The organism is Streptomyces sp. NRRL F-6492 (assembly GCF_001280125.1).
Lineage (GTDB): Bacteria > Actinomycetota > Actinomycetes > Streptomycetales > Streptomycetaceae > Streptomyces.
The window spans coordinates 20,578-43,416 of the sequence record NZ_LGEG01000230.1; the positions used below are offsets into that span (position 1 = coordinate 20,578).

Below are 22,839 nucleotides of genomic sequence, written 5' to 3' on the forward strand. Positions count from 1 at the left end.
CGGGGATCGGAGTGCGGGGATCGGAGTGCGGGGAGCAAGGATCGAGGTGCGGGGTGCCGGGTGCCGGGTGCGGGGTGCCGGGTGCCGGGTGCCGGGTGCGGGAGGCGATCTTCCCGCCGCGCCCGTCCTGGCGTAGACTCACGAGTGAAGCGGATCACTATCCGGATAAGATAGTTGAAGTTTCACCAATCGAGGGCGTACTGTCGGGGACACCGCTTGAACTCCGTACGAGCGATCCCCACCTTGTGCAGCTTTGCGCAGTCCGGAAGGTACGCAGCATGTCTCTCGCCCTTGACCCCGCCGCCCAGGACCTCCTCTTCCGCGAGGCCCGCACCGCCAACACGTTCACCGACGAGCCGGTGACCGACGAGCAGGTCCAGGCGATCTACGACCTGGTGAAGTACGGCCCCACCGCCTTCAACCAGACCCCGCTGCGCATCACCCTGGTCCGCTCCCCCGAGGCCCGCGAGCGCCTGGTCAAGCACATGGCCGAGGGCAACCGCCCCAAGACCGCCGCCGCGCCGCTCGTCGCGATCCTCTCCGCCGACAACGAGTTCCACGAGGACCTCCCGGCCCTGCTCCCGCACTTCCCGCAGGCCAAGGACATGTTCTTCGCCGAGCGCCCGGTCCGCGAGCAGTCCGCCCTGGTGAACGCCGCCCTCCAGGCCGCGTACTTCATCGTCGGCGTCCGCGCCGCCGGCCTGGCCGCCGGCCCGATGACCGGCCTGGACTTCGCCGGCGTCCAGAAGGAGTTCCTCGACGCCGACCACACCCCGCTGATGGTCGTCAACATCGGCAAGCCGGGCGAGGACGCCTGGTTCCCGCGCTCCCCGCGCCTCTCCTTCGACGAGGTCGTCACCACCGTCTGAGACCGGTGACCGGCCGCTCGTACGGGAAGGGCCCCGCACTCCACGAGTGCGGGGCCCTTCCCGTCCGTGCGCGCACGCGCCCCCGGACCCTTCCGTCCGCGCGCGTGCTCCTCAGACCTTCCGCGACCGGAGCGAGGCCGCCATCTCGGCCAGCCGCTCGAAGGACGCGGTGCCGGTCACCACGGTCGTCGCGCCGCCCTCCGTCCGCACGAGCGCGTCGTACTTCGGGCCCTCCCAGCGCTGCCAGACCTGGCCGGCCACCGTCTGCGTCCTCCCGGTGTCCTTCGCCTTCTGGGTCACCTTGGGGACGAACGTGCCCGGCTCCGCCGTCGACTGGTGGACCGCCACGTACTGCGTGTCCGGGGAGAGGAAGCCGAGCTGCCAGGCGTCGGCGTTCTCGCGCTTGTACGAGACGACCGTCGCCTTCCAGCCCTCGTCGAGGCCCTCGGGGGCCAGCACCGGATACGGCGCCGCCCGCTGGGCCGTCAGGAGCTCGACCCGGTAGTCCTTCGCCTTCACCGGGTCCGCGTGCTCGTCGTGCGGGATGAAGAGATACATCACGCCCGCGGCGACCATGATCACACCGAGGGACTGGAACATCCCGCGTACCGTCTGCCTGCCTCGCATACCTGCCACGCCCCCCATGGTCGCATCACGGTCTCGCGCTCATACGTGGGCCCCTCTGCTCATTTTGTCGACCTGACGATAGAGTCACAGCACCCTCTTACTTTCCGGCCGTCGCCGTACAGAAAGGTGCGCAACGATGACCGAGCACACCCTCCCGCCCGAACTGGAGGTCTCTCCCGAGGCCCCCGACCGCAACCTCGCCCTCGAACTGGTGCGCGTCACCGAGGCCGCAGCCATGGCCGCCGGACGCTGGGTCGGCCGGGGCGACAAGATCGGCGCGGACGGCGCGGCGGTCAACGCCATGCGGACCCTGATCTCCACCGTCTCGATGGACGGCGTCGTCGTCATCGGCGAGGGCGAGAAGGACGAAGCGCCCATGCTGTTCAACGGCGAGCGGGTCGGCGACGGCACCGGCGCCGAGGTCGACATCGCGGTCGACCCGATCGACGGCACCACGCTCAACGCCAAGGGCATGCCGAACGCGATCGCCGTCCTGGCCGCCGCCGACCGCGGCACCATGTTCGACCCGTCCGCGGTCTTCTACATGGACAAGCTGGTCACCGGCCCGGAGGCCGCCGACTTCGTCGACATCAACGCCCCCGTCTCGGTCAACATCCGCCGGGTCGCCAGGGCGAAGAACTCCTCGCCCGAGGACATCACGGTCGTCATCCTGGACCGCCCCCGCCACGAGGGCATCGTCAAGGAGATCCGCGAGACCGGGGCCCGGATCAAGTTCATCTCGGACGGCGACGTCGCCGGTTCGATCATGGCCGTCCGCGAGGGCACCGGCGTCGACATGCTCATGGGCATCGGCGGCACCCCCGAGGGCATCATCTCCGCCTGCGCCATCAAGTGCCTCGGCGGCGTGATCCAGGGCAAGCTGTGGCCGAAGGACGACGCCGAGCGGCAGAAGGCGCTCGACGCGGGCCACGACCTGGACCGGGTCCTCTCCACGGACGACCTGGTCAGCGGCGACAACGTCTTCTTCGTCGCGACCGGCATCACGGACGGCGAGCTGCTGCGCGGGGTGCGCTACCGCGCCGAGACGGCGACCACGCAGTCCCTGGTGATGCGCTCGAAGTCCGGCACGATCCGCCAGATCGACTCCACGCACCGGCTCTCGAAGCTGCGCGCGTACAGCAAGATCGACTTCGACCGGGCCAAGTAGGGCCCGTCCGGCGGCTCGGAGCCGGACGGGCCCCGGGCCGGGGGCGGGCACTCGCCCGCCGGACGGCACGAAGAGGGGCGCCCCCATGTGCGGTGGGGGCGCCCCTTCCCGTACGGGCCGGCGGAGCTCTCCTCGCCCGGACCCGGTCCCGTCCTCCGGTCCCGGCGTCCCGGCTCCTCGTCTCCGTCAGCCCGCCTTGGCGATCCGCTCGGTCGCGGCCGCCTTCCTCAGCTCCACCTCGCGCCGCCGGCGCCGGGCGAGGACGACGCGGCGCTCCGCCGCCGTGAGCCCGCCCCACACCCCGTACGGCTCGGGCTGGAGCAGTGCGTGCTCGCGGCACTCGACCATCACCGGACAGCGCGCGCAGACCCTCTTGGCGGCCTCCTCGCGGGCGAGCCGCGCGGCCGTCGGCTCCTTGGAGGGGGCGAAGAAGAGCCCCGCCTCGTCACGGCGGCACACCGCCTCCGCGTGCCACGGGCCGCCCTCGTCCTCGCGGGCCGGGGTGCGGGCGGGAGGGACGGCGACGGCCTGGAGGGGCTGATGCGGCAGTTGCAGCACGGTCTACTCCTGACGACTGACGACGACTTCGCGAGCGAGAGGCGATGCCACGAGCCTTACCCGCTGTGCGCGCGCCTATGCACTGGGTGCCGCGCCGTTCCGCGAAGCGGACGCCGGGGAGCGCGTTCCGGTCACCGGTCCCGCGGCGCTCCCCGCCCGCGAACGCCCGTCAGTGGCCGAGGTGTTTGCGCATCCTGCCCTGGAGGTCCGTGATCCACTTGCCGCGCTTGGGCCTCGCCTCGACGTTGCCGAAGACCGAGTAGCCGTTGATGACGACGACCGGAGCCTGCGGGTCGACGCCCTCCAGGGTGACGACCTCGAAGTTGCCGAAGATCCCGCTGCCGTTGCCGCGCAGGCTGATGTTCTCCGGGACCCGCACCTCGACGTTGCCGAAGATGGAGGTGGCGTTGATGGTGGTCAGGCGCTGGGCGAAGATCGCCTCGGTCAGGTCGATCTCGATGTTGCCGAAGAGCGCGAAGGCGTTCGTCCGGCGGCTCACCCGCCAGCGGCCCTTGCGGGTGGTGCTGGAGAAGATCGCGACGAGGTTGTCCGGGGTGCCCTCCTGGTCGTCGGGACCGTAGGAGTACGCCGGCTCGGGCTCCGGCCGGGAGGTCCGGGCGGCCGGCAGGTCGCGGACGATCGGCTCCAGCTCCCCGACCGTCTTGGCCCGGTAGACCGCGTCGATCCGGTCCGAGTGCTCCTCGGCGTCGAGCCGCCCCTCGGCCAGGGCGTCCCTGAGGATGTCGGCGATCCGGTCCCGGTCCGCGTCCGAGGCCCGCAGCGAGCCCTGCGGATCGGCGAAAGCGGGCCCCGCGGGGGCGGTCTCTGCGGGTGCGGCCGACCGCTGCGGCTGCGGCTGCTTTTCGGGTTCGGGCTGCTTTTCGAGGTCCACGGAACCAGCCTAGCGAAACGCGATAGATCGCGACCAGGGGGCGGGGCCGGGACCTGTGGACGAAAGCACGGCGGAACACGGGCGGGCCATGATCCGTCCAAGTGAGCCTTACCTCACAGGATCGTCGGAACGGGTGCGTTCTACGCTGGAGGGCGCGTTGCCAACGGAGGCGGCGCCGCCGCCCGCCGAGTGAGGAATGACCGCCGTCATGCCAGAGTTTTCGTACTCCGATCTGCTCCCCCTGGGAGAGGACACCACGCCCTACCGCCTGGTGACCGCCGAAGGCGTCTCCACCTTCGAGGCCGACGGTCGTACGTTCCTCAAGGTCGAGCCCGAGGCGCTGCGGCGGCTGGCCGCCGAGGCGATCCACGACATCCAGCACTTCCTGCGCCCGGCCCACCTGGCCCAGCTGCGCCGGATCATCGACGACCCGGAGGCGTCGGGCAACGACAAGTTCGTCGCGCTCGACCTCCTCAAGAACGCGAACATCGCCGCCGCCGGCGTCCTCCCGATGTGCCAGGACACCGGCACCGCGATCGTCATGGGCAAGCGCGGCCAGAACGTGCTGACGAGCGGCCGCGACGAGGAGGCCCTGTCCAAGGGCGTCTACGACGCGTACACCAAGCTCAACCTGCGGTACTCGCAGATGGCCCCGGTCACCATGTGGGAGGAGAAGAACACCGGCTCGAACCTGCCCGCGCAGATCGAGCTGTACGCGACCGACGGCGGCGCGTACAAGTTCCTCTTCATGGCCAAGGGCGGCGGCTCCGCCAACAAGTCCTTCCTCTACCAGGAGACCAAGGCGGTCCTCAACGAGGCCTCCATGATGAAGTTCCTGGAGGAGAAGATCCGCTCGCTCGGCACGGCCGCCTGCCCGCCGTACCACCTGGCGATCGTCGTCGGCGGCACCAGCGCCGAGTTCGCGCTCAAGACCGCGAAGTACGCCTCCGCGCACTACCTGGACGAGCTGCCCACCGAGGGCTCGGCCGAGACCGGCCACGGCTTCCGCGACAAGGAGCTGGAGGAGAAGGTCTTCGAGCTGACGCAGAGGATCGGCATCGGCGCGCAGTTCGGCGGCAAGTACTTCTGCCACGACGTGCGCGTGGTGCGCCTGCCGCGCCACGGCGCCTCGCTGCCCGTCGCCATCGCCGTCTCCTGCTCGGCCGACCGCCAGGCCGTCGCGAAGATCACCGCCGAGGGCGTCTTCCTGGAGCAGCTGGAGACGGACCCGGCGCGCTTCCTGCCGGAGACCACCGACGAGCACCTCGACGAGGCCTCCGACGTCGTGCGGATCGACCTCAACCAGCCGATGGACGAGATCCTCGCCGAGCTGACCAAGTACCCGGTCAAGACCCGCCTCTCGCTCACCGGCCCGCTGGTCGTGGCGCGCGACATCGCGCACGCCAAGATCAAGGAGCGCCTGGATGCGGGCGAGGAGATGCCGCAGTACCTGAAGGACCACCCGGTGTACTACGCGGGCCCGGCGAAGACCCCCGAGGGCTACGCCTCCGGCTCCTTCGGCCCGACGACGGCCGGCCGCATGGACTCGTACGTGGAGCAGTTCCAGGCGGCGGGCGGCTCGAAGGTCATGCTGGCCAAGGGCAACCGCTCGCAGCAGGTCACGGACGCGTGCGGCGGCCACGGCGGCTTCTACCTCGGCTCGATCGGCGGCCCGGCCGCGCGCCTGGCGCAGGACTGCATCAAGAAGGTCGAGGTCGTCGAGTACGAGGAGCTCGGCATGGAGGCGGTCTGGAAGATCGAGGTCGAGGACTTCCCGGCGTTCATCGTCGTGGACGACAAGGGCAACGACTTCTTCCAGAACCCGGCCCCGGAGCCGACGTTCACGCACATCCCGGTGCGGGGCCCCGGCCTCGCCTGACCCGGCGGCGGCGCCCCGAGGAGCCCCCGGCCGTCGGCGGCCGGGGGCTCCTCCCTTCACGCGCCCTTTTCCGCCAGGGCCTTGATGCCCGCGAGGGTCTTCGCCATCCCCGCGCGCAGCTCCTCCAGGCGGGCGGCGACGATCTCCGCCTCGCGGTCCGGCCACCGGTCGAGGGCCAGGGAGACGCCGCTGCGGGCCGGGCCCAGGCGGACCGACTGGCGCAGCCGGGTGCCGCCGTCCTCGGGCGCGAGCTCGTAGCGCCAAGTCGCCATGGGCCTCGCCGGGTCCGGCGCCGGGTCGCCGTAGCGGCCGTCCGCGTCCGTGACGGCCCAGGCGAACACCCGGCGTCCGCCCGTGCCGTCCAGCTCGGTCACGTGGGAGACGGTCCGCCACTCGCCGAGCAGCCGGTGGTGGTTGCGGCCCTCGAAGCGCGCGCCCGGCCGGGGGCCTTCCGCGCCGTCGAGCCAGGCGGAGCGGCGCAGTTCGGGGCTGAACCTGGCGGGGAGCAGGATGTCGGTCACCAGCTCCCAGACCGACGGCACGGCCGCCCCGATGTGGATGTCGCAGTGGGCGCTGGGCCCCTCGGCGTACCGCATGACGCTCCCTCCGGTCCGGTCCTCCGATCATCCGGCGGGCCGGTCCGCGTCCACAACGGGACGCACGTCACCCCGCCGGAAGCGGAACTCCCCCGTCGGTGACGGGTGCTCGGAAAGTCGCTACCGACCGGTAGTCCTCCCGTCGCCCACCCGTCAATATGGGTCGCGAGCATGTCAACCACTGAGCAGTACCGAGCCGGTCGACCTCTCGGGAGCCCCCCATGCCCTCCACCCCCCTCCACCGGCGTGCCGCCGCCGGTTCCACCGCCGTGCTGGCCCTCTCCGCCGCCCTCGTCGTCGGGCCCGCGCCCGCCGCGTCCGCCGCCACCGCCTCCGACCCGGACGCCCACCTGGTGTCGACCGCCGCGATCGCCGGCATCGACTACGCCACCTGGCGCCGGGACGTGGCGGCCGTCGTCGCCGAGGCGCGTCCGTACGTCGAGGAGCGCGCGAAGGACGCCGGGCGCGAGAAGCAGGCCCTCGTCCTCGACATCGACAACAGCTCCCTGGAGACGGACTTCCACCCGTTCTGGGAGCTGCCCACCCCGGCCATCGCCGACGTCCGCGCCCTCGTCCGCGACGCCCACGCGCGCGGGGTGGCCGTCTTCTTCGTCACCGCCCGCCCCGGGATCATCCACTCGCTCACCGACTGGAACCTGAAGAAGGCCGGCTACCCGGTCGACGGTCTGTACGTGCGCTCGCTGCCCGACCTGTTCGCCGAGGTCGGCGCGTACAAGACCGAGAAGCGCGCGGAGATCGAGGCCAAGGGCTACACGATCATCGCGAACATCGGCAACAACACCACCGACCTCGTCGGCGGGCACGCCGAGCGCACCTTCAAGCTCCCGGACTACGGCGGCAAGCTCTCCTGAGCCCGTCACGGGGGCCGTACGCGGTTACGCTGACGATCATGCGCCCTCCGATACGTCCCCTGGTCCCCGCCCTCCTCGCGGCGGGGACGCTGCTGACCGGCTGCGGCGGTCCCGAGCCGCTCCCCGGGGCCACCCCGGGGGCACGGCCGACGGCGGAGGCCTCCGCCGCGAAGCCCGCGGCGGAGCCCGTCGCGGCGGCCTCCCTCGGCGGTCCGGGGACGGCCTGCGCGCTGCCGGTCTCCTTCTCCCTCGCGAAGGACTGGGAGCCGGAGGCGGTCAGGAACCCGGAGGACCCGGAGTTCGCGGCGCTCACGCGGCAGGGGCCGGCCACCGTCCGCTGCGAGGTGGACGCCAAGCCGGCCGGGCACCTCGGCTTCCTGCGGGTGTGGACGGCGGAGAGGGGTCCGGCCCGGGCCGCCCTCGAAGGGTTCGTGAAGGCGGAGAGGGGGAGCTCCGGCGCCTCGTACCGGGAGACGACGGCGGGCGGCGCGCCCGCCGTCGAGGTGACCTACACGGTACGGAGCGAGCTGCTCGACGAGGACAAGGAGGAGCGCGCCTTCGCCGTCGCCACCCCGGAGGGGACGGTCGTCGTCCACCTCGCCGGGACGGACACCGAGGAGCATCGCGCGATGCTCCCGGCGTACGAGCTGGCCCGCACGAGCCTGAAGGTGCGCTGAGCCGTGGCCCCCGTCCGGTGCGGGACGGGGGCCGCGGCGCTCCGCGCGGGCGAGGGGCTACGCGAACTTCTGGCTCGCGGAGCCGTCGCAGGCCCGGAGCCTGATCTGCTCCTTCGCCGCGCCCTGGGTGAGGCACGTGCCGGTCGCGGCGGCGGGCCGGAGGGTGGCGCCGTCGCGGACGAACTTCTGGTTGGCGCCGCCGTGGCAGTCCCAGAGGATCAGGCCCGTGCCGGCGCGGTACTGGAGGTCGGGCACGTCCAGGCAGCGGTCCTGGGTGAGGCCGGTGTGGACGGTCTGCCGGGCGGGGTCGTACCACCAGGTCTGGTTGCGGCCGTCGTGGCAGTCCCAGCCGAGGACCCGGGTGCCGTTGGCGCTGGTGGCGGCGTCGGCGTCCAGGCAGTCGCCGGTCGCCTGGTTCCTCAGGGGCCGGTAGGCGTCGTCCCAGGCGAGCGGGAAGAGGGCGGGCCTTCCGGTGGAGTTCACGTCGGCGCAGCTCGCCTCGCGCAGGCCGGAGGCGTAGAGCTGGGTGAGGCAGGACGCGAAGGCGGCGTGCCCGCGCGCGTTGGGGTGGAAGGACTGCCGGACCGAGTTCTCGTCCGGGAGGCCGGGCTTGGAGAGGTCGATGTAGAGGCCCCGGGCCCAGGGGTCCTCCGTGCAGACCTCGTGGCCGTGGAAGAGGCGGGAGTTGTCGAGGTAGGTGGCGCCGGTGGACGCGGCGGCCTTCCGCATGCCGCGTTCGAAGGCGGGGACGGCGGTGTCGCGCCCCCAGACGGTGTCGGAGTCGTAGCCCAGGCCGCCGCAGACCAGCTTGCCGGGGAAGTTCGGGTTGTCGCGGAAGTCGGGGCCGATCGGGCTCGGGTAGCCCATGAGGACGAGCTTGTAGTCGCCGTCGGCGTATCCGGCGTCGCGCATGACGGTCCTGAGGTCGCGGACGGTCTGCTCGACCTTGGGGACGAGTCCGTCGACGCGGGACTGCCAGCCGGGGGCGTACTTGGGTTCGCAGGCGCCCTGGCTCAGCAGGTAGCGGGTGACGCAGTCGGTCATGACGGGGCCGAACTGGAGGTCGTCGTTGGCCCCGGCGACGAGCAGGACCATCTTGATCCGGGTGTTGCGGGCCTTGACGGCGAGGCTGTCGCTCTGGACGAGTTCGTCGGCGTACTGCCGGGAGCCGCCGATCCTGATGTTTCCGCTGTACGCGCCGGAGCAGGAGACGTTGAACGTGAGGTCGGCGGGGATCCCGGTGCGGTGGACGGCGGCGTCGGGCGAGCGGTGGCACCAGTTGGTGGGACCGTTGGTGGGGGGTTCGTAGGTGCCGACGCCCTCGCCGGAGATCTCGCTGTCGCCGAGCGAGATCAAGCCGGTCCTGCGCCGGTCGAGCGGGCGCTCCTCGGGGCTTCCGTAGATCCTGGTGGCCTCGGCCGCCCGGACGGCCTCCAGGGCGGGGGGCAGGGGCACGGAGGCGACGGCCCTCGTGCCCGTCGCCGTGGTCGTGTCGGCCGCGCCGGCGGGAGCGGCGGCCGCGATCATCGTTCCGAGGACCGCGGCGGCCGTGGCGACGGCTGCGACGGGCCGGCGGAATCTGTACCTGGTGCGCGTCATTGCGCCTCCTGGAAGTGGGGTTACCCACGGTTTTTACTGGCCGGTACGCGCCTTGGGAATACATCGAACAAGACAAGTGCTCAACTTTTGCGGGAGGTTGAAGAGGATGAACGACAGCGAGAAGGCCGGGGACTTCCGGATCGAGCACGACTCCATGGGCGAGGTGCGGGTCCCCGCGCACGCCAAGTGGCGGGCCCAGACCCAGCGGGCGGTGGAGAACTTCCCGGTCTCGGGCCAGCGCCTGGAGCGCGCCCACATCGAGGCCCTGGCCCGGATCAAGGCCGCCGCCGCCAAGGTCAACGCCCGGCTCGGGGTGATCGACGCGGACCGCGCGGAGGCGATCGCCTCGGCGGCGGAGGAGGTCGCGGAGGGCCGCTGGGACGAGCACTTCCCCGTCGACGTCTTCCAGACCGGCTCGGGCACCTCGTCCAACATGAACACCAACGAGGTGATCGCCACCCTCGCCACCGAGCGGCTGCCCGAGGGCCGGGAGGTGCACCCCAACGACCACGTGAACGCCTCGCAGTCCTCCAACGACGTCTTCCCGTCCTCCATCCACATCGCGGCGACCGGCGCCGTCGCCCACGACCTGATCCCCGCCCTGGAGCACCTGGCCGCCGCCCTGGAGCGAAAATCGGCCGAATTCGCGAAGGTCGTGAAGTCGGGCCGCACGCACCTGATGGACGCCACCCCGGTCACCCTCGGCCAGGAGTTCGGCGGCTACGCGGCCCAGGTGAGGTACGGGGTCGAGCGGCTGCGCGGCGCGCTCCTCCGGCTCGCCGAACTCCCCCTCGGCGGCACGGCGGTGGGCACCGGCATCAACACCCCGGCCGGCTTCTCGGCGGCCGTCATCGCGGAGGTCGCCCGGACCACCGGACTGCCGCTGACCGAGGCCCGCGACCACTTCGAGGCGCAGGGCGCCCGCGACGGCCTGGTGGAGACGTCCGGGCACCTCAGGACCGTCGCCGTCTCCCTCACCAAGATCTCCAACGACCTGCGCTGGATGGCCAGCGGGCCGCGCACGGGCCTCGCCGAGATCAACCTCCCCGACCTCCAGCCCGGCTCCTCGATCATGCCGGGCAAGGTGAACCCGGTGATCCCCGAGGCGGTCCTGATGGTCGCCGCGCAGGTGACCGGAAACGACACCACGGTGGCGGTGGCCGGCGCGGCCGGGAACTTCGAGCTCAACGTGATGCTGCCGGTGATGGCCAGGAACCTGCTGGAATCCGTACGCCTTCTGGCCAACGCGTCCCGGCTGCTCGCGGACCGCACGGTCGACGGGATCACGGCCAACGCCGAGCGCGCCCGCGAGTACGCCGAGTCCTCGCCGTCCGTGGTCACCCCGCTGAACAAGTACATCGGCTACGAGGAGGCCGCCAAGGTCGCCAAGAAGTCCCTCGCGGAGCGCAGGACCATCCGCGAGGTGGTCCTGGAGTCCGGCTACGTCGAGCGGGGCGACCTCACGGTGGAGCAGCTGGACGAGGCGCTGGACGTGCTGCGGATGACGCACCCGTGATCCCGTACGCACCGGCTCGTCCGTGACCCGCGCCGCGGCGGCGGTGGGAGCGCGCCGGGGGGTGCCCCGCCGGTCAGGCCGGATCAGCGTGCGCACCGGGCACCGGGAGCCCGGCCCGGCCGGCGGGGCACCCCCTAAGATCTGCGCATGACAGGATCGGGCGGCTCCCAGCACTGGGCGCCGGGGGACCACGTCCTCTGGCGCTACCGCGGCAACGGCACCGGCGCGGTGCACATCTGCCGGCCGGTGACGGTCGTCCGGGACACGCCCGAACTGCTCGCGGTCTGGATGGCGCCCGGCACCGAGTGCGTCCGGCCCGTGCTCGCCGACGGCACCCCCGTCCACGACGAGCCGCTCGCCACCCGTTACACCGCTCCCCGCACCACCGAGCGGGCCCACTGGGCCGGCAGCGGGGTGCTGAAGCTGGCGCGGCCCGGCGAGCCGTGGTCGGTGTGGCTGTTCTGGGAGCGCGGCTGGCGCTTCCGCAGCTGGTACGTGAACCTGGAGGAGCCCCGGACCCGCTGGTCCGGGGGCTTCGACTCCGAGGACCACTTCCTCGACATCTCCGTCTACCCCGACCGCAGCTGGTTGTGGCGGGACGAGGACGAGTTCGCGCAGGCCCAGCGGTCCGGTCTGATGGGCCCGGAGCAGGCGGCGGAGGTGCGGGCCGCCGGGCGGCTGGCGGTGGAGCGGATCCGGGCGTGGGGGGCGCCGTTCGCGGACGGCTGGGAGCACTGGCGGCCCGATCCGGCGTGGCGGGTTCCGGAACTGCCGGCGGACTGGGACCGCACCCCGGCCCGCACCGGGCCGTGAGACCCTTGATGCACCCCCGGGGTCCAAACGTAGGATCGTCCTCCGCACGCCGGACACGGATCGGACGGCACGTCGGACCTACCGAACAGTACGTCAGCGACCCAACAGCACACTGGACCTGACCGCCAGTCACCCACGAGGGGGAGAGCAGTGCCGGACGTCTGCCCGGGTGTTCCGACCCCCGTCGCCGCCGCGACCGGCGGAGCGTCCACATCCGCTGCATACGAGGGGTTTATCCCCGCCGAAGGCGCGGCATCGGCGAGAAGAGCGAGTGCATCGCACCACCGGCCCGGACGGACGGAATCCCACGCGTGACGGAGCATCCCACCTCCCACGAAGGCCGGCAGCCCCTGGCTGCCCGGCCGCAGGAACGTGCGCGCCCCCGCCAGGAGGCGGCGGCCGGCCTGCCCGACGTACCCGCCCAGCCGGGCGGGACGGCGGTCCCCGGTACGGAGTCCCCGGCGGCGCCCGGCGTGCCCGCGGTGCCCCTCGGGGCCGGCGCCCCGGGCGGCTCCGGCGCCGTGGCCGTCGCCGTCTCCCCGCAGCCGTCCGGCGGCGGAGGGGGCACCTCGGCGCGGCGGGAGGGCGAGCGGCTGCGGTTCGTCGGCGCGGCCACCCGCCGGATCGCCCGCGGCATCGACCTGGACGAGATCGTCCTCGGCCTGTGCCGGGCGACCGTGCCCACCTTCTCCGACGAGATCCTGGTCTACCTGCGCGATCCGCTGCCGGTGGGCGACGAGCGCCCGGTGGCGCCGTTCGTGCTGCGGCTGCGCCGGACGGACCGGCTGCGGTTAACGGACCCGGAGTCCGAGGAGCTCGTCCTCGTGCCCGATCCGGATCCGACCCCCGCGGCCGAACTCTGCGAGGTGCGGTCCGGAGGGGCGCTCGCCGAGGTGCTGCGCGGGGTGCGGCCGGTCTTCGGCGACTCCGCGGCCGCCCGGGAGGCGCTGACCGAGCTGCTCGGCACCGACCGTCCGCTGCCCGGCGGGCTGCGGGCGATACTGGCTCCGCTGCGCGGCCGGCGCCGGGTGATCGGCGCCGCCGTGTTCCTGCGGCGCTCCGAGCGGGCCGGCTTCGAGCCGAACGACCTGCTCGTGGCGGCCCAGCTGGCCACCCACACCGCGCTCGGCATCGACAAGGCCGTCCTGTACGGCCGGGAGGCGTACATCGCGGACGAGCTCCAGCGGACGATGCTGCCGGACTCGCTGCCGCAGCCGACCGGGGTCAGGCTCGCCTCGCGCTATCTGCCGGCGGCCGAGACGGCCCGGGTGGGCGGCGACTGGTACGACGCGATCCCGCTGCCCGGCAGCAGGGTCGCCCTGGTCGTCGGGGACGTCATGGGCCACTCCATGACCTCGGCGGCGATCATGGGCCAGCTGCGCACCACGGCGCAGACCCTGGCCGGGCTCGACCTGCCGCCGCAGGAGGTCCTGCACCACCTGGACGAGCAGGCGCAGCGGCTCGGCGAGAACCGGATGGCCACCTGCCTGTACGCGGTGTACGACCCGGTCTCGCACCGGATCACGGTGGCGAACGCCGGCCATCCGCCGCCGATACTGCTCCATCTGGGCGGGCGCGCGGAGGTGCTGCGGGTGCCGCCGGGCGCCCCGATCGGGGTGGGCGGGGTGGACTTCGAGGCGGTCGAGCTGGACGCCCCGGCCGGTGCCACGCTGCTGCTGTACACCGACGGTCTGGTGGAGTCGCGGCTGCGGGACGTGTGGACGGGGATCGAGCAGCTGCGGGAGCGCCTGGCGGCGACCGCGCAGCTGACGGGCCCGGACCACTCGCCGCCGCTGGAGGCGCTCTGCGACGACGTCCTGGACATGCTGGGGCCGGGCGACCGGGACGACGACATCGCGCTGCTGGCGGCCCGGTTCGACGGGATCGCGCCGAGCGACGTGGCGTACTGGTTCCTGGATCCGGAGGACGCGGCTCCGGGGCGGGCCCGGCGGCTCGCCCGGCGGGCGCTGGCCCGCTGGGACCTGGAGGACCTGACGGACTCGGTGGAGCTGCTGATCAGCGAGGTCGTGACGAACGCCGTGCGGTACGCGGAGCGGCCGGTGACCCTGCGGCTGCTCCGTACGGACGTGCTGCGCTGCGAGGTCGGCGACGACTCCCCGCAGCTGCCCCGGCAGCGGCGGGCGCGGGACACCGACGAGGGCGGGCGCGGGCTCTTCCTGGTGAACCGGCTGGCCCGGCGCTGGGGGGCGACCCGGCTCTCGGGCGGCAAGGTGGTCTGGTTCGAGCTGGCCACCCGTACCTGAGTGGGCCGCACCTGAGCGGGCCGTGCCCGGACGGCCGGAAGGCCGGACCCCCGAGGGGGTCCGGCCTTCCGCGCGTCTCCACGGCGCCGGTGCGGGCGTCAGCGCCGCGTCACCGCCGTACCGGCAGTCCGTCGTGGGGCTTGCCGGTGTCGCCGCCGCTGTCGCCGTCGCCGGGGTCGGTGTCGCCGCCGCCGTCGGGCGGGTCGATCGAGGGCGGCGGGGACGGCTCGTGGGTCGTCGGCTCCTCGGTGGGCGGCGGCGGGGTGGTGACCGGGTCGGTCGTCGGGGCCGGCGGGGTGGTGACGGGGTCGCTCGTCGGCGGGGGCGTGGTGCCCGGCGTGGCCGTGGTCGGCTCGTCCGTCGGCTCCTCGGGGGCCTCGGTGGTGGGGGTGGGGTCCGGGCCGGGCTCGACCGCGTCCGTCCCGTCGGTCTCCAGGTCGAACTTCGCGTCGGATCCGCCGTCGAGGGCGCGGGTCGTGTAGGCGCCCCAGATCTTCGCGGGCGTCCGGCCGCCGTTGGCGCGGCCCGGGTTGATGGTGTTGGTCAGGGTGACCTGGTTGCCCTTGGCGTCCTCGCCGAAGAGGGCGACGGCGGTGACGAGTTCGGGGGTGTAGCCGACGAACCAGGCGGAGCGGTTGTTCTCGGAGGTGCCGGTCTTGCCGGCGGCCGCGTAGTCGCCGGCGGCGCGGGTGCCGGAGCCGCTGCGCACGACGCCGGTCATGGCCTTGGTGACGGTGTCGGCGGCCTCGCGGGTGATGACCTGGTCGCCGACCGCGTCCGCGCCCCGGACCGTGCGGTCCCTGTGCTGGGCGGACTTCACCAGGGTCGGGGAGACCCGCTTGCCGTGGTTGTCGAGCGTGGCGTAGACGCCGGCCATGTCCAGGGTCGAGGCGTTCATGACGCCGAGGGAGATGGCGGGGGCCTCGGGGAAGTCCTTGCCGTCCTTCATGCCGAGGGCCAGGGCGGTCTTCTTCACCTTGTCGGCGCCGACGTCGACGATCATCTGGGCGTAGACCGAGTTGATCGAGCTGTTGGTGGCCCGCTGGACGGTGACGGGGCCGTAGCTCCGGTCGTCCTCGTTCTCCGGGCTGAAGGGGATGTCGCTGCCCACGACGTCGCGCCCGCTGGTGCCGTCGTAGATCGTGCCGAGACCTATGTACCGTCCGTCCTGCGTCTTCGAGCGGTTCTCGACGGCGGAGGCCAGGACGAGCGGCTTGAAGGTGGAGGCGGGCTGGTAGTCGCGGCGGGTCGCGTTGGAGATCCAGTGCTCGGTGGCGCCGACGCCGCCGTACATCGCGACGACCCCGCCGGTCTTCGGGTCGACGGAGGTGGCGCCGGCCTGGACGACGGCGTGCTTCTCGTCGCCCTTGCGGTCGAGCTTGGCCTCCAGCTGCTCGTCGACGGCCTTGACGAGGGCCTTCTGCTTCTTCTCGTCGATGTTGAGGGTGATCGTCCAGCCGCCGGCCTTGATGTCCTCCTCGCTGACGCCCTGGCGCATCAGCTCCTGGTTGGCGGCCTCGACGATGTAGCCGGTCTGGCCCTCCATGCCGGGGAGGGGCTTGGGCTTCTGCGGCACGGGGAACTTCAGGCCGGCGCGCTCGGACGGCGGGAGCCAGCCCTCTTCGACCATGTTGTCGAGGACGTAGTTCCAGCGCTCCTCGACGAGCTTGCGGCCGGTGGCGTTCGCGGAGGTCCAGTCGTACTGGTTGGGCGCCTGGAGCAGGGAGGCGAGGTAGGCGCCCTGGGCAGTGGTGAGCCGGGAGGCGTCGACGCCGTAGTACGAGCGGGCGGCGGCCTGGACGCCGTAGGCGCTGCGCCCGTAGTAGCTGGTGTTCATGTACCCGGCGAGGATCTCGCTCTTGTCCATGTTCTCATCGACCTTGATGGCGATGACCATTTCCTTGAGCTTGCGGGTCGCCGTCTGGTCCTGGCTCAGGTAGTAGTTCTTGACGTACTGCTGGGTGATGGTCGAGCCGCCCTGCTTGCCCTTGCCGGTGAGGGTGGACCAGGCGGCGCGGGTGGTGCCCTTGATGTCGACGCCGTTGTCCTTGTAGAAGCTCTTGTTCTCGGCGGCGACGAACGCCTGCTGGACCTTCTCGGGGATCTTGTCGAGGCCGACGATCTCGCGGTTGATCTCGCCGGTGCGGGCGAGGATCTTGCCGTTGGCGTACTTGTAGATGTTGCTCTGCATCGTCGCCTCGGCGTTGGCCGTCGGCACCGGGACCATGAGGTAGACCACGTACAGGGCGCCCATGCCGAGCAGGCAGCACACGAAGAAGGTGCCCAGGAGCTTCTTCCAGGAGAAGAGGCGGCGTATGCCGCTCTTCTTCGCCTTGCCCGTGTCAGGTCGGCCCATGTGTCCCGTCGCTCCGCTCGTCGTGTGTCCCGGCGCTCCGGCGTGTGCCCGCGCGCACCGGATCAGCTCAGCAAGCTAACACCGGCAGGACGGACAAAGGAGACCGATCACGTCTTTTCAGGACGTGAGAATCAGCACCCACGCCCAGAGGAACCGACGCGCAAATACGTCGAACGGTTGCATGAAGGGACCATTCCGCTTGCGGTTGCTCCGCTATACATCGTGCGTATACACACCATGTACAGTGACCGGCATGTCCATCGGTCACACCCTCCTCGGGCTCCTGGAGTCCGGCCCGCGCCACGGCTACGACCTCAAGCGCGCCTTCGACGACAGATTCGGCCACGACCGGCCGCTCCACTACGGCCAGGTCTACTCGACCATGTCCCGGCTCCTGAAGAACGGCCTCGTGGTCGTCGACGGCGTCGAGGCGGGCGGCGGCCCCGAGCGGAAGCGGTACGCCGTCACCGAGGCCGGCGTCACCGATGTCGCCCAGTGGCTCGCCACCCCCGAGAAGCCGGAGCCGTACCTCCAGTCCACGCTCTACACCAAGGTCGTCCTGGCCCTGCTGACCGGCCGCGGGGCCGAGGGGATCCTGGACGCCCAGCGCTCCGAGCACCTGCGCCTGATGCGCGAGCTCACCCGGCGCAAGAAGGACGGCGACCTCGCCGACCAGCTCATCTGCGACCACGCCCTCTTCCACCTGGAGGCGGACCTGCGCTGGCTGGAACTGACCGCCGCCCGGCTCGACCGGCTCGCCGAGGAGGTCCGCCGATGACCGCGCGCCTCCCGGGACACGGGGGAAAGAGGGCCTCCCGATGACCTCCGCACCGCTCCTCGTGGCCACCGGCCTCGACAAGGCCTACGGGCCGACCCCGGCGCTCGCGGGCGCCGACTTCTCCCTGCGGGCCGGCGAGGTCGTCGCCGTCATGGGCCCCTCCGGCTCCGGCAAGTCCACGCTGCTGCACTGCCTGGCCGGGATCGTGCGCCCCGACGCCGGCACCATCACCTACGACGGGCGCGAGCTCACCGCCCTCTCCGACCGCGAACGCAGCTCCCTGCGCCGCACCGACTTCGGCTTCGTCTTCCAGTTCGGCCAGCTCGTCCCCGAGCTGACCTGCGTGGAGAACGTGGCCCTCCCGCTGCGCCTCGACGGCGAGAAGCGGAAGGCCGCCGAGGCCCGGGCCGTCGAATGGCTCGCCCGCCTGGAGGTCGACACGGTCGCGGCCAAGCGCCCCGGCGAGATATCCGGCGGCCAGGGCCAGCGCGTCGCCGTCGCCCGCGCGCTCGTCACCGCCCCCCGGGTGATCTTCGCCGACGAGCCGACCGGCGCCCTCGACTCCCTCAACGGCGAACGGGTCATGAGCCTGCTCACCGAGGCCTCCCGGGACACCGGCGCCGCCGTCGTCCTCGTCACCCACGAGGCCAGGGTCGCCGCCTACTCGGACCGCGAGATCGTCGTCCGCGACGGCCGCGTGCGGGACGCGGAGCGGGCCGCGTGAAGCTCCGCGTCTGGACGCGCGACCTGGGTCTCGGCGCCCGGTTCGCCGTCACCGGCGGCCGCCCCGGCCTGCTGCGCACCCTGCTGACCGCGACCGGCGTCGGCTTCGGCGTGGCCCTGCTGCTGCTCGCCGCCTCCCTGCCGAACATGCTCTTCCAGCGGGAGGTGCGCGAGGCGGTCCGCGCCGTCGACGGGAGCCGGGAGGTCAGCGCCCCCGGGCCCGACACCTTTCTCCACCTCACCCGGGTCACCGCCCACCGGGACGCCGCCGTCTCCGGGCTGCTGCTGCGCCCCGAGGGCGACGCGCCCCCGGTCCCCCCGGGCGCGACCGCGTTCCCCCGGCTCGGCGAGATGCTGGTCTCCCCCGCGCTCCGCGACCTGCTGGACTCCCCCGAGGGCGCCCTGCTCAAGGAACGGCTCCCCTACAAGACGGTCGGAACCCTCGGCGAGGACGGGCTCATCGGGCCGTCCGACCTGCGCTACGTCGCCCACGTCGGCTTCCTCGACACCGACAACTTCGACGGGCGCGGCCGGCGCTTCGGCTGGTCGGTGCCCGAGGAGCCGATGAACGCCTTCCTGATCCTCCTCGTGGTCGTCGCCTGCGTCGTCCTGCTGCTGCCCGTGCTCGTCTTCGTCGCGACCGCCGTCCGCTTCGGCGGCGAGCAGCGCGACCGGCGGCTCGCGGCGCTCCGGCTGGTCGGCGCGGACGTCCCCACGACCCGGCGGATCGCGGCCGGCGAGTCCCTCGCGGACGCGCTCCTCGGCCTCCTGGTCGGCGCCGGACTCTTCGCGGCCGCCCGGCGGTTCGCCGGGTCCTTCACCCTCTGGGACGTCAACGCCTTCCCCTCCGACGTCGTGCCGATGCCCGCCCTCGCCGCCCTCGCCCTCGTGACCGTCCCGGTCGCCTCGGTCGCGGTCACCCTCGCCGCGCTGCGCGGGGTGGCGATCGAGCCGCTCGGCGTCGTCCGGGCCTCCGTGCCGCGCCGCCGCCGGCTGTGGTGGCGGCTGCTGGTCCTCGCGGCCGGCGCCGCCCTGCTCGCCCCGCTCATGGGCCGGGTCGAGGTCACCCGGACCAGCATCGACACCGTGCCCGTCGTGGCCGGCACCGTCCTCTTCCTGATCGGTCTGACCACGCTGCTCCCATGGCTGGTCGAGGCCGGGGTGAAGCGGCTGCACGCGGGCCCGGTGGCCTGGCAGCTCGCCGTCCGCAGGCTCCAGTTGAGCAGCGGCACGGCGGCCCGCGCGGTCAGCGGCATCGTCGTCGCGGCCACCGGCGCCATCGCGCTCCAGATGCTCTTCCAGGCGATGGAGAAGGACTTCACGCTGCCGACCGGCGAGGACTCGTCCCGCAGCCAGATCGCCGTCGGCTTCCGGGGCAGGACCGCCGCCGAGGCCCGCGACATCACCGCCCGCTTCGCGCGGACCGAGGGCGTCGCCGAGGCGCTGTCGGTCATCGAGTCGAACGCGTGGCGGCCCGGCCCGCCGGAGGAGGGCAAGGACTTCGCCCCGTCGGCCTCGGTCAGGGTCGGCGACTGCTCCTCCCTGCGGGAGTTCGCCGACCTGCCCTCCTGCCGGGACGGCGACGTCTTCGTCGCCCTCGCGCACGGCGCGCAGGGCGCCCCGGACGACGCGCGGATCACCGCGGTCGCGCGGCCGGGCGCCACGGTCGCCCTGCGCGACCCGCACCCGCCGGAGGGCGAGCGGAAGCGGCCCGCGGACACCCCGCCGCCGCGGTGGGAGATCCCCGAGGGCGCGAAGGTCGTGGACTCCCGCCCCGACCCGACGGGCATGTACCGGTACGGCGTCCTCGTCACCCCGTCGGCGATCGACTCCGCCCTGCTCGACGCGCCCTACGCGCAGAGCACGATCCGGCTCGACCCGGCCGTGCCCGACGCCGCCGAGCACGCGCGGAACACGGCGGCGGCGGTCGACCCGACCGCCTGGGTGAAGGACCTGAAGGACACCGAGCGCGACGCGGCCTTCTCCAGCGTCCGCACCGGCATCCTCGTCGGCTCCACCCTGACGATGCTCCTGGTGGCGGCCTCGCTCCTGGTGACGACCCTGGAGCAGCTCAGGGACCGCAAGCGGCTGCTCTCCTCGCTCGTCGCCTTCGGCACCCGGCGCTCCACCCTGTGCTGGTCGGTGCTGTGGCAGACGGCGGTGCCGATCGCCCTCGGCCTGGCCCTCGCCGTGGCGGGCGGGCTCGCGCTCGGGGTGGTCCTGCTGGAGATGGGCGGACAGCGGGTCCAGGACTGGTGGGTGTTCCTGCCCGTCGTCGGCATCGGCGCCGCCCTGATCGCGGTGGTGACGCTGCTGAGCATGCCGGCCCTGTGGCGGCTGATGCGCGCGGACGGACTGCGCACGGAGTGACCCGTCGACCGCGCGTACGGATGCGGGTGGCGGTTCCTGGCGCCGGGGGGCCTCAGGAACCGCCGCCCACCACCCGTACCGGCAGCCCCCTCATCGCCTCCCGCAGCGCCTGCGCCAGCTCCTGGAACTCGGCCTGCCGGGCCGCGCCCGTCCGCATCGCGAGGGCGATCCGCCGGGAGGGGGCCGGTTCGGCGAAGAGGCCGGTCCACAGGGCGGTGTTGCGGGCGGTCTCGACCGTGACGGCGGTGCGCGGCAGCAGGGTCACGCCGAGCCCCCCGGCGACGAGCTGGACCAGGGTGGCGAGGCCGGCCGCGGTGGTGGTGACCTCGGCGCCGTCCGGGCGCCCGGCCTCGCGGCAGATGTCGAGGGCCTGGTCGCGCAGGCAGTGCCCCTCGTCCAGGAGCAGCAGCCGCAGCTCCCTCAGGTCCTCGCGCGGGATGTCGTCCCGTCCGGCCAGCGGGTGCCCGGCGGGGGTGACCAGGACGAAGTCCTCGTCGAAGAGGGGCAGTTCGGTGACGCCGGGCACCCCGAGCGGTACGGCGAGGAGCAGCAGGTCGAGCCGTCCGGCCGCGAGCCCCTCCAGGAGCGAGGAGGTCTGCTCCTCGTGGACCTGGAGGTCGAGCTCCGGGTAGCGCCGGTGGACCAGGCGCAGGACGGTGGGCAGCAGATAGGGGGCGACGGTCGGGATCACCCCGAGCCGCAGCGCCCCGGTGAACGGCGCCCGGGCCGCCTCCGCCTCCTCCATCAGCCCGGCCACCGCGTCGAGGACCGTCCGCGCGCGCACCGCGAGCCGCTCCCCGGCGGGCGAGAGCAGCACCTTCCGCGTCGTACGCTCGAGGAGCTGGACACCGAGTGCCTCTTCGAGAGCCGAAACCGCGCCCGAGAGCGCGGGCTGGCTCATGCCGATGGCGGCCGCCGCGTCACGGAAGTGCAGATGCTCGGCGACCGCCGCGAACGCTCTGAGCTGGGAGAGGCTCGGCTGCTTGGTGCGGTGCGGGCCGTGCGGGGGGCTGTACGGGGATGCCACTGATAACCACCTTCGATCAACACGACCCACTCTAGCTATTTCCCTGATCAATGCACTCCGTGCCATGCTGGTGATCCGTCCAACCCCCAAGGAAGCCCCTCAAAAGGGGCGCTTCCCCACTGCAAGGAGAGCGCGTGCTCACTGTCGGTGACCAGTTCCCCACCTACGACCTGACCGCCTGCGTGTCGCTGGAGAGCGGCAAGGAGTTCGAGCAGATCGACCACAAGTCCTACGAGGGCAAGTGGCGCGTGGTGTTCTTCTGGCCGAAGGACTTCACCTTCGTCTGCCCGACCGAGATCGCCGCGTTCGGCAAGCTGAACGACGAGTTCGCGGACCGCGACGCCCAGATCCTCGGCGTCTCCGGCGACTCCGAGTTCGTGCACCACGCCTGGCGCAAGGACCACGAGGACCTGCGCGACCTGCCCTTCCCGATGCTCGCGGACTCCAAGCACGACCTGATGCGGGACTGCGGCGTCGAGGGCGAGGACGGCTTCGCCCAGCGCGCCGTCTTCATCGTGGACCCGAACAACGAGATCCAGTTCACCATGGTGACCGCCGGCTCCGTCGGCCGTAACCCCAAGGAGGTCCTGCGGGTCCTGGACGCCCTGCAGACCGACGAGCTGTGCCCGTGCAACTGGAGCAAGGGCGAGACCACGCTCGACCCGGTCAAGCTCCTCTCGGGCGAGTGATCCGACATGGCTCTCGATGAACTCAAGGCCGCCATACCGGACTTCGCCAAGGACCTGAAGCTCAACCTGGGCTCGGTCATCGGCAACAGCGACCTCCCGCAGCAGCAGCTGTGGGGCACCGTGCTGGCCTGCGCGATCGCCTCGCGCTCGCCGAAGGTGCTCAAGGAGCTGGAGCCGGAGGCCCGGGAGAACCTGAAGCCCGAGGCGTACCAGGCCGCCAAGTCCGCCGCCGCGATCATGGCGATGAACAACGTCTTCTACCGGACCCGGCACCTGCTGTCGGACCCCGAGTACGGGACGCTGCGCGCCGGTCTGCGGATGAACGTCATCGGCAACCCGGGCGTGGAGAAGGTCGACTTCGAGCTGTGGTCGCTGGCCGTCTCCGCGATCAACGGCTGCGGCCAGTGCCTGGACTCGCACGAGCAGGTCCTGCGCCAGGCCGGTCTCGACCGCGCCACCATCCAGGAGGCCGTGAAGATCGCCGCCGTGATCCAGGCGGTCGGCGTCACCCTCGACGCGGAAGCGGTCCTGGCCGAGCAGGCCTGACCGCGAGCCGTACGAGAAGG

At 72.5% G+C, this 22,839-nt stretch carries 20 protein-coding genes; 13 read left to right on the forward strand and 7 right to left on the reverse strand.

The annotated features are described in order from the left end of the window. The first annotated feature begins 278 nt into the window (after positions 1-278). A complete protein-coding gene (locus ADL08_RS22615; RefSeq protein ID WP_053645836.1) occupies positions 279-869 on the forward strand; it encodes a malonic semialdehyde reductase in 591 nt (196 codons plus the stop codon). A gap of 111 nt (positions 870-980) precedes the next feature. Here the strand turns inward: ADL08_RS22615 and ADL08_RS22620 are convergent, their stop codons facing one another. Next, complete coding sequence (locus tag ADL08_RS22620; RefSeq protein ID WP_199837068.1) at positions 981-1,514, reverse strand: DUF4245 domain-containing protein; 534 nt, start codon at positions 1,512-1,514, stop codon at positions 981-983. A 118-nt stretch (positions 1,515-1,632) separates the two neighbouring features. Between ADL08_RS22620 and glpX the strand changes: the two genes are divergently transcribed. Then, positions 1,633-2,664, forward strand: a complete 1,032-nt coding sequence (gene glpX, locus ADL08_RS22625; RefSeq protein WP_053645839.1) for a class II fructose-bisphosphatase — start codon at positions 1,633-1,635, stop codon at positions 2,662-2,664. A gap of 186 nt (positions 2,665-2,850) precedes the next feature. On the opposite strand, the gene ADL08_RS22630 is transcribed toward glpX, so the two are convergent. Then, complete coding sequence (locus tag ADL08_RS22630) at positions 2,851-3,222, reverse strand: WhiB family transcriptional regulator (RefSeq protein ID WP_053645841.1); 372 nt, start codon at positions 3,220-3,222, stop codon at positions 2,851-2,853. A gap of 169 nt (positions 3,223-3,391) precedes the next feature. After that, the gene (locus tag ADL08_RS22635; protein WP_053645843.1) at positions 3,392-4,114 is read right to left on the reverse strand and encodes a DUF1707 SHOCT-like domain-containing protein; all 723 of its coding nucleotides are present in this window, start codon (positions 4,112-4,114) and stop codon (positions 3,392-3,394) included. A 208-nt stretch (positions 4,115-4,322) separates the two neighbouring features. On the opposite strand from ADL08_RS22635, the gene ADL08_RS22640 reads away from it, so the two are divergent. Beyond that, positions 4,323-5,993: a fumarate hydratase gene (locus ADL08_RS22640; RefSeq protein WP_053645895.1), complete on the forward strand. Its 1,671-nt coding sequence runs from the start codon at positions 4,323-4,325 to the stop codon at positions 5,991-5,993. A gap of 56 nt (positions 5,994-6,049) precedes the next feature. Here ADL08_RS22640 and ADL08_RS22645 read toward each other — a convergent pair whose 3' ends face one another. Further along, on the reverse strand, positions 6,050-6,589 hold the full coding sequence (locus ADL08_RS22645; RefSeq protein WP_053645845.1) for an SRPBCC family protein: 540 nt from the start codon (positions 6,587-6,589) through the stop codon (positions 6,050-6,052). Positions 6,590-6,810: 221 nt separating this feature from the next. On the opposite strand from ADL08_RS22645, the gene ADL08_RS22650 reads away from it, so the two are divergent. Then, positions 6,811-7,461: an HAD family acid phosphatase gene (locus ADL08_RS22650; RefSeq protein ID WP_053645846.1), complete on the forward strand. Its 651-nt coding sequence runs from the start codon at positions 6,811-6,813 to the stop codon at positions 7,459-7,461. A gap of 38 nt (positions 7,462-7,499) precedes the next feature. Next, positions 7,500-8,138: a lipoprotein gene (locus tag ADL08_RS22655; protein WP_078968425.1), complete on the forward strand. Its 639-nt coding sequence runs from the start codon at positions 7,500-7,502 to the stop codon at positions 8,136-8,138. A gap of 57 nt (positions 8,139-8,195) precedes the next feature. Here ADL08_RS22655 and ADL08_RS22660 read toward each other — a convergent pair whose 3' ends face one another. Further along, on the reverse strand, positions 8,196-9,737 hold the full coding sequence (locus ADL08_RS22660) for a ricin-type beta-trefoil lectin domain protein (RefSeq protein WP_053645848.1): 1,542 nt from the start codon (positions 9,735-9,737) through the stop codon (positions 8,196-8,198). Between the two features lie 106 nt (positions 9,738-9,843). Between ADL08_RS22660 and ADL08_RS22665 the strand changes: the two genes are divergently transcribed. The 3 genes from ADL08_RS22665 to ADL08_RS22675 all read left to right on the forward strand — a co-directional run bounded on the left by ADL08_RS22665 (position 9,844) and on the right by ADL08_RS22675 (position 14,330). Beyond that, a complete protein-coding gene (locus ADL08_RS22665) occupies positions 9,844-11,253 on the forward strand; it encodes a class II fumarate hydratase (protein WP_053645850.1) in 1,410 nt (469 codons plus the stop codon). Positions 11,254-11,400: 147 nt separating this feature from the next. Continuing rightward, the gene (locus tag ADL08_RS22670; RefSeq protein WP_053645852.1) at positions 11,401-12,066 is read left to right on the forward strand and encodes a DUF402 domain-containing protein; all 666 of its coding nucleotides are present in this window, start codon (positions 11,401-11,403) and stop codon (positions 12,064-12,066) included. A gap of 311 nt (positions 12,067-12,377) precedes the next feature. Then, a complete protein-coding gene (locus ADL08_RS22675) occupies positions 12,378-14,330 on the forward strand; it encodes an ATP-binding SpoIIE family protein phosphatase (protein WP_053645854.1) in 1,953 nt (650 codons plus the stop codon). Positions 14,331-14,439: 109 nt separating this feature from the next. On the opposite strand, the gene ADL08_RS22680 is transcribed toward ADL08_RS22675, so the two are convergent. Further along, positions 14,440-16,686 carry a transglycosylase domain-containing protein gene (locus ADL08_RS22680; RefSeq protein ID WP_053645855.1) on the reverse strand — a complete coding sequence of 749 codons (2,247 nt, stop codon included), beginning with the start codon at positions 16,684-16,686 and terminating at the stop codon, positions 14,440-14,442. Between the two features lie 253 nt (positions 16,687-16,939). On the opposite strand from ADL08_RS22680, the gene ADL08_RS22685 reads away from it, so the two are divergent. Genes ADL08_RS22685 through ADL08_RS22695 form a run of 3 tightly spaced genes read left to right on the forward strand, consistent with a single transcriptional unit; the run spans position 16,940 to position 20,557 of the window. Beyond that, entirely contained in the window at positions 16,940-17,464 is a 525-nt protein-coding gene (locus ADL08_RS22685; RefSeq protein ID WP_053645857.1) for a PadR family transcriptional regulator, read from the forward strand. A 40-nt stretch (positions 17,465-17,504) separates the two neighbouring features. Continuing rightward, the gene (locus ADL08_RS22690) at positions 17,505-18,188 is read left to right on the forward strand and encodes an ABC transporter ATP-binding protein (protein ID WP_053645860.1); all 684 of its coding nucleotides are present in this window, start codon (positions 17,505-17,507) and stop codon (positions 18,186-18,188) included. Beyond that, a complete protein-coding gene (locus tag ADL08_RS22695; RefSeq protein WP_053645863.1) occupies positions 18,185-20,557 on the forward strand; it encodes an FtsX-like permease family protein in 2,373 nt (790 codons plus the stop codon). The genes ADL08_RS22690 and ADL08_RS22695 overlap by 4 nt, the downstream gene beginning before the upstream one ends. Positions 20,558-20,609: 52 nt before the next feature. Here the strand turns inward: ADL08_RS22695 and ADL08_RS22700 are convergent, their stop codons facing one another. Then, on the reverse strand, positions 20,610-21,584 hold the full coding sequence (locus ADL08_RS22700; protein ID WP_053645865.1) for a LysR substrate-binding domain-containing protein: 975 nt from the start codon (positions 21,582-21,584) through the stop codon (positions 20,610-20,612). Between the two features lie 134 nt (positions 21,585-21,718). Between ADL08_RS22700 and ADL08_RS22705 the strand changes: the two genes are divergently transcribed. Both ADL08_RS22705 and ADL08_RS22710 read left to right on the forward strand, forming a co-directional pair. Further along, complete coding sequence (locus tag ADL08_RS22705) at positions 21,719-22,273, forward strand: peroxiredoxin (protein WP_053645867.1); 555 nt, start codon at positions 21,719-21,721, stop codon at positions 22,271-22,273. A 6-nt stretch (positions 22,274-22,279) separates the two neighbouring features. Beyond that, positions 22,280-22,819, forward strand: a complete 540-nt coding sequence (locus ADL08_RS22710; protein WP_053645869.1) for an alkyl hydroperoxide reductase — start codon at positions 22,280-22,282, stop codon at positions 22,817-22,819. Positions 22,820-22,839: the final 20 nt, after the last annotated feature.